General features: G+C 56.2%; 8 protein-coding genes. 2 read left to right on the top strand and 6 right to left on the bottom strand.

Annotated elements, in window-relative coordinates:
• The first annotated feature begins 229 nt into the window (after window positions 1-229).
• The gene (locus HV242_RS19660) at window positions 230-1,777 is read left to right on the top strand and encodes a methyl-accepting chemotaxis protein (protein WP_032678967.1); all 1,548 of its coding nucleotides are present in this window, start codon (window positions 230-232) and stop codon (window positions 1,775-1,777) included.
• 82 nt (window positions 1,778-1,859) lie between these two features.
• On the opposite strand, the gene HV242_RS19655 is transcribed toward HV242_RS19660, so the two are convergent.
• Window positions 1,860-2,192, bottom strand: coding sequence for a glycine zipper domain-containing protein (locus HV242_RS19655; RefSeq protein WP_020883667.1), 333 nt, complete (start codon window positions 2,190-2,192; stop codon window positions 1,860-1,862).
• A 160-nt stretch (window positions 2,193-2,352) separates the two neighbouring features.
• Window positions 2,353-3,222, bottom strand: coding sequence for a glutathione-dependent disulfide-bond oxidoreductase (gene yghU / locus HV242_RS19650; RefSeq protein WP_020883668.1), 870 nt, complete (start codon window positions 3,220-3,222; stop codon window positions 2,353-2,355).
• 213 nt (window positions 3,223-3,435) lie between these two features.
• Here yghU and gss point away from each other — a divergent pair, with 213 nt between their 5' ends.
• Window positions 3,436-5,298 (top strand): bifunctional glutathionylspermidine amidase/synthase, encoded by a 1,863-nt coding sequence (gene gss, locus HV242_RS19645; RefSeq protein ID WP_050737292.1) that lies wholly within the window; start codon window positions 3,436-3,438, stop codon window positions 5,296-5,298.
• Window positions 5,299-5,363: 65 nt separating this feature from the next.
• Here the strand turns inward: gss and pgaD are convergent, their stop codons facing one another.
• Genes pgaD through pgaA form a run of 4 tightly spaced genes read right to left on the bottom strand, consistent with a single transcriptional unit; the run spans window position 5,364 to window position 11,566 of the window.
• Entirely contained in the window at window positions 5,364-5,795 is a 432-nt protein-coding gene (gene pgaD / locus HV242_RS19640; RefSeq protein WP_020883670.1) for a poly-beta-1,6-N-acetyl-D-glucosamine biosynthesis protein PgaD, read from the bottom strand.
• Window positions 5,792-7,123 carry a poly-beta-1,6-N-acetyl-D-glucosamine synthase gene (gene pgaC, locus HV242_RS19635; RefSeq protein ID WP_032678962.1) on the bottom strand — a complete coding sequence of 444 codons (1,332 nt, stop codon included), beginning with the start codon at window positions 7,121-7,123 and terminating at the stop codon, window positions 5,792-5,794. Before pgaC ends, pgaD begins: the two co-directional genes overlap by 4 nt.
• Window positions 7,116-9,119, bottom strand: a complete 2,004-nt coding sequence (gene pgaB / locus HV242_RS19630) for a poly-beta-1,6-N-acetyl-D-glucosamine N-deacetylase PgaB (protein ID WP_050737291.1) — start codon at window positions 9,117-9,119, stop codon at window positions 7,116-7,118. The genes pgaC and pgaB overlap by 8 nt, the downstream gene beginning before the upstream one ends.
• Before the next feature lie 8 nt (window positions 9,120-9,127).
• Window positions 9,128-11,566: a poly-beta-1,6 N-acetyl-D-glucosamine export porin PgaA gene (gene pgaA, locus HV242_RS19625; protein WP_050737290.1), complete on the bottom strand. Its 2,439-nt coding sequence runs from the start codon at window positions 11,564-11,566 to the stop codon at window positions 9,128-9,130.
• Window positions 11,567-11,686 lie beyond the last annotated feature (120 nt).

Raw genomic sequence — 11,686 nt, 5'->3', positions numbered from 1 at the left:
AATTTAATGCGCTGCAGTTTTACATTTATTTATCCACTGACAAAGTAAAACACATTCTTAGCAGGGTAATTTTCCCCTTCGAAAATGTTTCTTTTTTCTGAATGAACGCAGGGGCAGTAAAAATTTTAATAAAAATAATGCGTGAAAGGTGATGAATTTGCTCATTCCTGCCGATAACGAGGGTAAGACTCGCCTCTGGGCGAATTCACCCTCACGGCAAGGAAGACTTATGAATATGTTGCGTAATTTCACGATCCGTTTCGTCATGCTGACGATTCTCGGGATCTTTTGTTTAATGTGGGCGGGCGTGGGGCTTTACAGCACCTGGTCTCTGTCACGGGTATCAGAGGGCAATGAGGTGGATCGCCAGCTGGTCAAACAGATGACCATACTCAGTCAGGGTAACGATCAGTATTTTCGCTTTGTAACCCGGTTGAGTCGCGCGATGGAAGTGAAAGCCGCGGGTGGCACACCGGACCTGGCCCCTGCCCAGCAGGCGCTGGACAATATGGGGAAGAAACTGGCTGAGATGAAGGCAATCTCACCAGGACCGATGGATGAGCAAGTTTCAGCTCAGGTGATCGGTAGCTGGCAGGCTTTGCTTGAGCAGGGCGTAACGCCGCAAATGCAGCAGGCGAAGCAGTCCTCTCTGGAGGGCTACCGTCAGCAGGCGAATAACATCACCCCTCCGCTGAGTCGTGCGTTTGGTGCTGCTGCGGAGAACTTTAACAACGCGGCCGCCCGGGCACTCGACAGCACCCGAGTCGTCGTAGACAGCCTGACCAGCATGACCCGCACGGTGATTATCACCGCCACGATTATTGGCCTGTTAATACTGCTCTTCACCGACCGTTACCTGGTGGCGATGCTGGTAAAACCGCTGGCTCGCATTCGCCAGCAGTTCCGCCAGATTGCCCAGGGCGATCTCAGTCAGCCGATTGAACCGTTCGGTCGCAACTGCGTGGGGCAACTGGTTCCCCTGCTGAGCGCGATGCAGGATAGCCTGCGAGAAGCGGTGAGCTCTATTCGCTCCGGCAGCGAGAATATCTGGCGCGGCGCGACGGAGATCTCCAGCGGTAATAACGATCTCTCGTCCCGTACCGAAGAGCAGGCCGCCGCACTGGAAGAGACGGCGGCCAGCATGGAACAGCTGACCGCCACCGTGAAGCTGAACGCGGAAAGCGCGCGTCAGGCCAGCCAACTGGCGGATGTGGCGTCAACAACGGCCAGCCGCGGCGGCTCGCTGGTGGAAGAGGTGGTGACCACCATGAGCGGTATTTCTGAGAGCTCGAAGAAGATTGCTGAAATCACCAATGTGATCAATAGCATTGCCTTCCAGACCAATATCCTGGCGCTCAACGCTGCCGTGGAAGCGGCGCGCGCGGGCGAGCAGGGACGTGGGTTTGCCGTCGTGGCCGGCGAGGTGCGTAACCTGGCAAGCCGCAGCGCCAACGCGGCAAAAGAAATTGAGGGATTGATTACCGATTCCGTTTCCCGCGTTGAGCAGGGCGCAAAGCTGGTGGGCGACACGGGCACCACCATGGATGCCATTTTGCGTGATGTGACGGAAGTGACGACCATCATGAAGCAAATCGCGTCTGCGTCTGAGGAGCAAAGTAAGGGGATTTCGCAGGTGGGTATTGCTATCACGCAAATGGATGGCGTGACACAGCAAAACGCCTCGCTTGTGGAAGAGGTCTCGGCAGCGGCCTCCGCGCTTGAACGTCAGACCGAAGAGCTTCAGCGGTCGGTGCAGAAATTCCGCCTCTCGGCATAAACACTGCTAAAAGGCCGCCGTGTGCGGCCTTTTTTTTTCGATTAAATGCAGGCGAGCCAAACGGAGCGCCGCCCGCCGCTTATCAGTGGGTGGCTTCACCAATCAGTGCGCCAGAGCCGGCACCGACGGCGGCCCCTTTCAGTACGCTGTTGCCTGTTACCGCCGCAGCACCTGCACCCACCACGGCACCCACCGCACCGCCTTTACGCGCAGCTTTACCTTTGTCGCCGTTTTTGAACATCGCACCGGTACCCGCGCCAACGACCGCACCGCCTACCGTGGATTTCAAATCTTTGCCCGTGGCTGCGCCAATTGCCGCACCGGCCACTGCACCGGCGGCGGTTTTATCTATCGCCATACCAGAAGTGGAAAAGATCAGGGTGCTGATAATCAGCGCTGTTTTCATCAATTTCATAACAAATCCTTTGTGACTGCTGTCGGTTGAGTCCGCTTTTCTCGTCATCTGACCTGAGAAAAACGTCCGCATAGTGCCAGTAATACCGGCTCAACCCTTAAGCAAATCATGCCCCTGGCAGGGATCCCTGTTGCCGGGCGGTGGTCCGCCCGGCAGAGCATTACGCCTGACGCTTGTCTTCCGTATTGGTCTCGAAGTCGCTCGCCGCGTGGCGTTCGTGGAGCTGCTCGTTGAGCTCGCCGCTGGTGCGGTTAACGATACGCCCGCGCTTCACGGCAGGGCGGTGTGCCACATCTTTCGCCCAGCGCTGAACGTTGGTGTACTTCTCAGCGTCGAGGAACTCGGCGGCGTTATACACGCTACCCAGTGCCACGCAGCCGAACCACGGCCAGACCGCCATATCGGCGATGGTGTACTCTTCACCGGCCACGTAGCGGCTACGCGCCAGCTGTTTATCCAGCACGTCGAACAGGCGTTTGGCTTCCATCGTGAAGCGGTCAATCGCGTACTCAATCTTCACCGGTGCGTAGTTATAGAAGTGGCCGAAACCGCCGCCGAGGAACGGGGCCGCGCCCTGCAGCCAGAACAGCCAGTTCAGGGTTTCCGTACGTCCCGCCGGATCTTTTGGCAGGAAATGGCCGAACTTCTCTGCCAGATAGAGCAGGATGCTGCCGGATTCAAATACGCGCGTGGGCGGTGTCGTGGAGTGGTCACGCAGCGCCGGTATTTTCGAGTTCGGGTTCACTTCAACAAAGCCGCTGGAGAACTGGTCGCCTTCACCAATGCGAATCAACCATGCATCGTACTCGGCACCCGTCACGCCAAGCGCCAGAAGCTCTTCCAGCATAATCGTCACTTTCTGCCCGTTTGGTGTGCCCAGAGAATAGAGCTGCAGCGGATGCGAGCCCACGGGTAACTCTTTCTCATGCGTCGCACCGGAGATCGGACGGTTAATATTGGCGAATGCGCCGCCGCCGTTCTTTTTCCATTCCCACACTTTGGGTGGCTGATAGGTATTTTCGTCTGACATGTTGGCCTGCCTTTTTTGTGATGTGTTGAGGGAGTGTAGCAGGAGTTCATAGGAGGGTTTAGCGAACTGAGCGCAATACATTTCCCCTTCGCGCCACGCTACACAGACAGCGGAACGGGTGTATGATAAATCCCACCTCTGTCAGGTTAATTACAACGTGCAGACGACGACAACCCTTTCAACATTGCCGCCTGCCCGTTTTAGGTTGGATACATGCGTAAAGGAAAGTTAAGCAGTGACGCGCCATTCGGGACGTTATTAGGTTATGCGCCGGGTGGCGTGGCGATTTACTCTTCAAACTACGGCAGTCTCGATCCGCGTCGTTATCCGGAAGACGCGGATTTTCGCAGCTATATTGGCAATGAATACATGGGCCACAAGTGGCAGTGTGTTGAGTTCGCCCGCCGTTTTCTGTTCCTCAATTATGGATGTGTTTTCACCGACGTCGGTATGGCGTGGGAGATCTTCTCTCTGCGCTTTTTGCGCCAGGTCGTGAACGATAACATCCTGCCGCTTCAGGCCTTTGCCAATGGGGCGAAACGCGCGCCGCAGGCCGGGGCGTTGCTTATCTGGCAAAAGGGCGGGGAGTTTCATGAGACCGGCCACGTTGCTGTGATCACGCAACTGTTGGACGATAAGGTGCGCATTGCCGAGCAGAACGTTATTCACTCTCCGCTCCCGCTCGGGCAGCAGTGGACGCGCGAGCTGCGAATGACCGTTGAGAACGGTACTTACACGCTGCATGACACCTTTAACGATACCGAAATTCTCGGCTGGATGATCCAGACGGACGACACGGAGCACAGCATCCCGCAGCCGGAACTCGACGGTGAACTGCTCAAAATCAGCGGTGCGCGGCTGAAGAATAAACGTCAGTTGGACGGGAAATGGCTCAACGAAAACGACGCCCTGCAGCAGGCATATGTCCGCGCAAACGGCCACTTTATCAATAAAGATCCCTGCCAGTATTTTACCATCACCGAAAGTGCCGAGCAGGAGCTGATCAAAGCGACCAATGAACTGCACCTGATGTACCTGCACGCGACCGACAAAGTGCTGAAGGACGATAACTTACTGGCGCTTTTTGACATCCCTAAAATCCTCTGGCCGCGTCTGCGCCTCTCATGGCAGTGGCGTCGTCACCATATGATCACCGGTCGTATGGATTTCTGTATGGATGAGCGTGGCATCAAGGTTTACGAATACAACGCCGATTCTGCCTCCTGCCACACGGAAGGGGGATTAATCCTCGAAGAGTGGGTGAAGAACGGTTATCGCGGTAACGGCCACAATCCGGCGGAAGGTTTGCTGGAAGAACTTACCGGCGCGTGGAAGCACAGCCATGCGCGTCCGTTCGTGCACATCATGCAGGACAATGACGTCGAAGAGGATTATCACGCGCTCTTTATTCAGCGCTCTCTGCTGCAGGCCGGGTTTGAAACCAAAATTCTGCATGGACTTAACGCTCTCAGCTGGGATGCAGCCGGGCAACTGATTGACGATGAAGGCCGTCACGTTAACTGCGTGTGGAAAACCTGGGCGTGGGAGACGGCGATAGAGCAGATCCGCGAGGTGAGCGAAACCGAATACGCCGCCGTGCCGATCCGCACCGGGCATCCGGCAGGTGACGTACGGCTGATTGACGTCCTGCTGCGTCCGGAAGTGTTGGTGTTCGAACCGCTGTGGACGGTTATTCCCGGCAACAAGGCGATCCTCCCGGTGCTCTGGCAGCTGTTCCCGAATCACCGTTATCTGCTCGATACCGATTTCGAGGTTAACGACCTGTTGAAACAGACCGGTTACGCCATCAAACCGATTGCCGGACGCTGCGGCAGCAATATCGATCTGATTAGCGCCGGGGATGAAGTGCTGGACAAGTCGAGCGGTAAGTTTGTCGATCGCAGAAATATCTACCAACAGCTGTGGTGCCTGCCGAAGGTGGATGGCAAGCATATCCAGGTCTGTACGTTTACCGTGGGCGGTAACTACGGCGGCACCTGTCTGCGCGGGGATGATTCGCTGGTGGTGAAGAAAGAGAGCGACATCGAACCGTTGATTGTGGTGAAAGACAAGTAAGCTGTTCCGGCTGTCAACACACACCCGCAAGTGTTCCTTGCGGGTGATTTTCGTTTTCTGGCGGCTCAGGGATGCTCGTCGTGCTGCTGACTTATCTTCAGGTCAATGATGCGGCCGATCTGGTCATGATAGACCGTCAGCAAATTGTACTGACTCATCTCTGAAATGATTTGCGGGGGGACGTTAAAGCTTCTCGCCAGCTCATCGTGACGCCAGGTATCGGGACGCCGCCGCCTTACCTGAGCGCGACGGCGATTGTACTGATACCACAGAATGAGCAACCAGCCGTTAAGCGCGGCGATCAGCAAATAGATCAGCACCGTATTAAACGAGGCAATAATAATGCCCCAGCGGTAGTTGCTCTCCTCGGTTACCTGCATCCACAGATTGGCATAGAGGAAAAACAGAAAACCTCCCCATGCCAGCAGCGTCAGTACCGCATCAAAAAGACGGGGCAATAGCCGATGTTCAGTCAGAATTAGCGTATTTTCGTTCATTGAATGCTTCCTTTTCCCCGGTCCGGACTGATCCAGCGCGCACGTGCACGCTGGCGTTTAAGCATGACTTTTGGAAAGGCGACGAGGGTGGTGAACAGACCAATCATCCAGTACACCATCGGGAACCAGATCACCCAGAAAAGCGAACTCGCCACGTTTCTTTCATAGCGTCGCTCGATATACAAACTGACGAGGAATTGCATCAGACACATGACCCCCAGAAGCAACCCGGTAAATTCAGGAGGAAACAGACTCTCGACGGTAAGGTTTGTGGGTAACGTAATGATATGGCTGACAATGAAAAGCAACACGGTCACCGCATAGGCGAATGCCCACAGCGTTGACAACGCGTACTCTAAAAACAGCGGCCACATGCGATGATGTTCCCAGCGCACGATCTTGCGAAGGTTAACCAGAAAGACCTCTGCACCGCCCTGAGCCCAGCGTAAACGCTGTTTCCACAGACCTTTTAACGTCTCTGGCATCAGGATCCAGCACAGCGCCCGCGGCTCAAAAAAGATATCCCAGTGTCGAAGCTGAAGCTTCCAGCTGATGTCGATATCTTCGGTGATCATATCCGGGCTCCAGTACCCCACATCTGCCAGCGCCTGTCGGCGAAAGGCCGCAATAACCCCGGAGACGGTAAAGACCCTGCCGTAGATCCGCTGCGTCCGTTTGATGAGACCAATAATCGACGAGAACTCGCCTACCTGAATACGGCCAATCAGCGTTGATCGTGTGCGAATACGCGGATTCCCGGTGACGGCCCCGACGTGGGGATACTTAATCAGCGGCTCTACCAGATAGGCTGCGGTATCACGATCGAGCAGGGCGTCGCCATCAATACAGACCAGCAGATCGCCGCGCGCCGCCGCCGCACCGGCCTTAAGCGCCACCGCCTTTCCCTGATTTTCTGCGAGGTGAATGACGCGCAGGCGCGGCTGTTCCTGCGCCAGCTGCTGCAGCACCTCTGCGGTGTTGTCGGAAGAACCATCGTTGATCGCGATAACTTCGATATGGGGGTAGCGCTGATCCAGCGCGGCGCTAATGGTCTCCCGGGCATTTCTTTCCTCGTTGAAACACGGGATCAGGATTGAAATTAACGGATCGCCGTCTAACGTGGGAGCGGGCGTCTGCTTATCCCATGACCAGTGCCGTTCAAGCTGAAACCAGAAATAGAGCCCCCCGGTTATCCAGAGCACGGACATGAACAGTGGCCAGAAGAAGACAAAATCCAGAATCAGTTCTCCGGTAAAGAGGGCAGCCACGCCCAGAGGCAACCCGAATACCAGGCATAAAATAGAGAATGCGATAATGCGATCAGTCATTGTCAGGGTACCAGTACGAAGAGAATTCAGGCCTGATGCGTGAAATATCAGGTTGGTTGTTGATGAAATCGTCGGGGTAGTAACCATAATTTTTGATGCCGTTCAGCTGGAGAACGCGCATCCACTGCGCCAGACGCGTGTCGGGCACGGCACGTTGAGGTTTCTGCTCCCAGTCCCGGGCCTGTAGCTCGAAAATGGTTTTATTGAGCGCACCGGGCCGTGCGGCAACGGCGGCGATCAACCGCGTGAGCCAGGCATCGCTTTCCTCGGCCGGAACGGATTCCATCAGCGGCATAGCCATCGGAACCGTCCAGTCGTAGGTCATCAGAAAATCATCCAGATTTTGTGCAAACCACGCTTCGCTCTCGGGCTGCAGGATGGGCAGGGCGAACATATTCCGCGCAGTTTTAATCTGCGGGCCGCGTATGTTTTTCACCGCCTGGCTAAGGCTGCGGGTAAAGCCGATGAGCGTCTGACTTTTAAAGCGACTCCAGGCATGAAGGGCGGCCGGATCGTGTTGCATCGCGGCGATGCTGCGGTTATTCCAGGCGCGCAGGGCATCCGGGCCGGCATCTTCAAAGTCTGTCAGCACCGCATCGTCGTGAAATAAGATCCCATTGAAGCTGGCGTAGCGGGCAAGATCTTCATAGATTTCCGTGACCTGCTGACGAACCTCGGGGTTCCACGGGGAGAGGCGGATGTAGGGGTCGGTAGCCTCGTGCAATTGGCCCGTTTGACGATCCCAGCGCTGTACCCGCGGGAGTGCGGGTGAGAGATCGAAAGAGAGCACCGGCATCCACGCATAGACTTTTACGCCTGCACGGGTTTGCAGTTGCCAGGCGACAAAATTAAACAGATCGGCGCGCACCGGAAGCCGGCTGTTAGGGAAGTAGAGCGCTTTGATCGTGCCATCGCCCAGCGGATCGGAAAACGCCTGCAGGAAAACATGACTGATTTTCATGTCGTAAACCCGCTGGACAAGTTTATTGATGTTGTTGGTTTGCTGGGCCGGATCGGGATCGTAGACATAATCGAGATCGACATGCATGACGCGCACGGGATCGGCCTCCTGAATCTGGCTGACCGTGCTGGCAAAGGATTTGAGCGAGGGATTTCCGGAAATCAAAAGACGCGGAATATTGCCGAGATCGCGCACATCCGCCAGCCCATCCTCAAGGGTAAAGGCCAGCTGATAACCCTGCTTTCTGGCGATGGCGAGCGATGTGCCGTTCGCGGCGCCATAGGGCCAGACCCAGGCGCGGGGCGCTTTTCCCGTCACCCGGGTAATTTTGTCGGTAACTTTGCGCACGTCATCAGCGATCCGCTGGTTGAACTGCCGATCGGTTTCATAACGCCCCGTCGCTTTATCGTAAAAGCGGTTGGCGATGGCGGGTTCACGGCTTCCCTGTGGGTTAGCCGGTATGCCGTAATGCGAAGCCCAGGTATGCGAGCCAATCTCAACCAACGGAGACTGGCTTAGCTCCCGCACCATATCCCAGGTTGCAAAGCGCTCGCGGGGTGTCATCAGTCCGCCGAAATTGACCTGCTGATTCGCTGGCGTATCTACCCAACTGCCCACCGGTGCCCACAGCGCAGGGACGTTCCAGGCCTGAAGGAGTGGCCAGACGCGGGTGTAGAAACTGCTGTAGCCATCATCAAAACTGAGTAAATAGGCTCTGGGCGGCAGCGTTTTTTTGCCCTCATGCGCATCCAGAATATCCTGCACGCTAATGGCGTGATAACCGTGATGCACAAGCCAGCCGATCTGCTCGTTTAGGGCGCTGGTTCGAACGGACAGGTAGCGCTGATCGGCTGCATCATCTTCAACGTCATGGTAGGCCAGAACCAGAAAATGGTTCTTTGGCCAGGGCTTACTCGCCTCAGGCTGTGGCCGTTCCTGGGGGGGCGTAAACGAGAGGGCCTGAGCGCAGACGCTCGCGCTGAGGCATAACCAGCCGATAATTATCAGGCTCACAGAAAAACGTTTGTTCAGCATATTCATCCTTAAAAGCGTAAATTCGCATCAAACGTGACGGAGAGATTGCTTTCTCGTTTACCGTCGAAAGGGCGCTTGTCCCAGTTCAGCATCACGCCGCTATCAATGACGTTGTTCCATTGAATGCGCTGCCCGTAACCCAGCAGGGCGATGGCACCAGCGGGCTGATTTTTCTGCCAGTATTCCCCGCCGCCGAGAACGACCTGCTGGCTCCAGAGCGTGTCGTAATGGCGGTACATCTGATGATCGACGGACAGGGCCGCCGTTACGGAGAGATCCCGCTCCGGGTTGTAATAGAGCGTGTCCCGCAGGGTGTTGGTACTCGCTGAAATACCCGGTTCGAGATCCAGCGTCAGGGTGGGTGTCTGCCACAGCCGCTCTTTACCCGTAAGGGCGAACTCCTGGCGGCGGTTATGGTCGGAAAAGTGGCTGGCAGAGGCGTTAAACTGGTACTCACGGCGTTCGTTTTGATACCAGCGGACCCAGCCTTCTCCCCGGTTTGCGCTGACGCCATTACGCAGTGCCCGTAAAGGCGTCGTGCGTGAAAGACGTTCAAGGTTTCCGCCCACCTGCCAGCTATCGTTCAGGCTGTACGCCGCCGAGAGGCGAGCACCGGGCTTGTTTGCACCGTGATAATGGTTACCGGAGAGTTCTGCTTCGACCAGAAGGTCGCGAGGCCGCCATTCGACGCCGGCAAACAGGTGGCGGCTGCTGCCTTTGCCTTCGTCGAAATTGCCCTGCGCAAATCGGGTTCCACCAAACAGCCGCCAGTTATCCGCGATGGGCGGACCGTAGAGCGTGGCATCCCAGCTCAGATCGTGTGTGCCGCTGACGGGGTTATCAGAGTGCAGTCCTTTGCCCGCGTTCAAACGCATTTCGGACAGATGATGGACGTCTCTGAGCCTGTCCAGACGTCGGGCGCTCCCGTCGACAGGCGCGCGGGCGATAACGTCATCGGCCAGTAAATCCATCTGTCGCCACTCCTGCAGATCCATTGCGACGTAGGCCTGCTGCCGTTCCAGCTCGATATTGGATGGCTCCAGCGTCTCGGCCATTTTGAGCTTTTGCTCCGCCGCCCGCGGCAGACCCCGCGCCTGAAGTAAGGTGGCGTAATCAATCTGTAATCCCTGATTTCCCGGCGCTGACGCAGCCAGACGTTGCGCCAGCTTTTCGGCTTGCGGAAGGGCATTGGTCATCAGCAAATAGTTAAAGGTGAGCGACTGCCCGATGAGCCATTGATCGTTGGGTTGCGGGGTTGGCGAACCGAAATCGTAGCGGGTCCAGGGCGTGTTACGGGTTATCTTCTCAACATACTGGCGAGCGGCCTGATACTGCCCGGTATCCAGCCAGGCGTAGAAAAGCGCATGATCGTCGTCCTGCGGATCCGGCGCATAGTCTGGATAACGTTTGAGAAGCGAGAGGGCGGCATCGGCATTTTTCTCCTCCAGATACGCGGAGATAACCCAGCCAATTGCCCAGGTCGGCACGGGATGCTGAGCCGACGTTAACGCCTGATATTCCCTGATGACCTGTGGATAATCACCGTGGGCGTAAAGCGCGCCAAGCCGATCGACACGGGCCCGGATAACGTCCTCCGCTGCCTGAGGTTCGTTTTGCCAGCGGGACAGCAGCTCGTCATAGCGGTTCAGCGCCGCTTGCGCGAGCTGCAAACGCTCTGTTTCAGTACGGGCAGGCACATCGGCGAGGCGTACCATTTCGGCGGCGGCGTTGAGTGCCAGGCGGCGACGTTGCGCGGGGGGCAGCGTCACCGTTTGTGAAAGCCGCAGGGCAGGCGTGTCGGCCCGGTTGTCTGTTAACGCATCAATCAACTCAGTACGAAGGGCGTCATCCGCTGGCGCACTATTCAACGCGCGGATGTCTGCCAAAAGCCGCTCCTGGTTTTTTCCCTGGCGTGAATAGACATAAGAGAGCGTCTGAAGGTGAGCCAGAGAGGGCTTTTCCGCCACCCGTTGCCGGGCTTCCTGCAGAGCCAGTGTATCCATGCGGGCGTCGGCGAGGGTTTTGATGTAGCCGATGCGATAATCGTCGTTATCCGGTGCAAGGTTACACGCCTCCTTCCAGAGCATTAACGCAGGTTGCCACGCCTTTTGGTTTCGCCTTGCCTGAGCAGCAGCAGCCACGCCACGGGCAGGAAGAGCCATATAGACCTTGTAACGCAGCCAGACCTGAATAACGTCGTCATCACGACCCGCCCAGGACGCCACCTGCAACCAGTCCGCAACCTGCTCAGGCGTCAGGGCATGTTGCTGCTGATAACGCTGAAGATATTGCAGAAAAGGTGCGTAATTACCGTTACGCGCCTGCTGAATCTGTTGTTCATATACTGATTCTGCTGCCTGAACCAGAAAGGGGAAAAGTAATAACAGAAACAATAAAGCGGGAGTGCGGTAAAAGAATAACGTATTGAAGCGAAGTGATCTTTCCATATCTATTTGCCATTTGTTTATCATAAATCCATTGCATAACACGGCCGCCTTTAAGCACGGGGTTAAAGGCCATAAATGAGAACGTTTAATCTGAATGCAGTTACGTTATGGGGTACTTAC

Source organism: Enterobacter sp. RHBSTW-00593, assembly GCF_013784105.1.
Taxonomy (GTDB): domain Bacteria; phylum Pseudomonadota; class Gammaproteobacteria; order Enterobacterales; family Enterobacteriaceae; genus Enterobacter; species Enterobacter ludwigii.
This window is presented reverse-complemented; position numbering and strand designations above follow the sequence as displayed.

Excerpts from the sequence above, each read along its gene's own strand:
- HV242_RS19660 (WP_032678967.1), top strand. The coding sequence starts at position 230 with ATGAATATGTTGCGTAATTTCACGATCCGTTTCGTCATGCTGACGATT.
- HV242_RS19655 (WP_020883667.1), bottom strand. The coding sequence starts at position 2,192 with ATGAAATTGATGAAAACAGCGCTGATTATCAGCACCCTGATCTTTTCC.
- yghU (WP_020883668.1), bottom strand. The coding sequence starts at position 3,222 with ATGTCAGACGAAAATACCTATCAGCCACCCAAAGTGTGGGAATGGAAA.
- gss (WP_050737292.1), top strand. The coding sequence starts at position 3,436 with ATGCGTAAAGGAAAGTTAAGCAGTGACGCGCCATTCGGGACGTTATTA.
- pgaD (WP_020883670.1), bottom strand. The coding sequence starts at position 5,795 with ATGAACGAAAATACGCTAATTCTGACTGAACATCGGCTATTGCCCCGT.
- pgaC (WP_032678962.1), bottom strand. The coding sequence starts at position 7,123 with ATGACTGATCGCATTATCGCATTCTCTATTTTATGCCTGGTATTCGGG.
- pgaB (WP_050737291.1), bottom strand. The coding sequence starts at position 9,119 with ATGCTGAACAAACGTTTTTCTGTGAGCCTGATAATTATCGGCTGGTTA.
- pgaA (WP_050737290.1), bottom strand. The coding sequence starts at position 11,566 with ATGGAAAGATCACTTCGCTTCAATACGTTATTCTTTTACCGCACTCCC.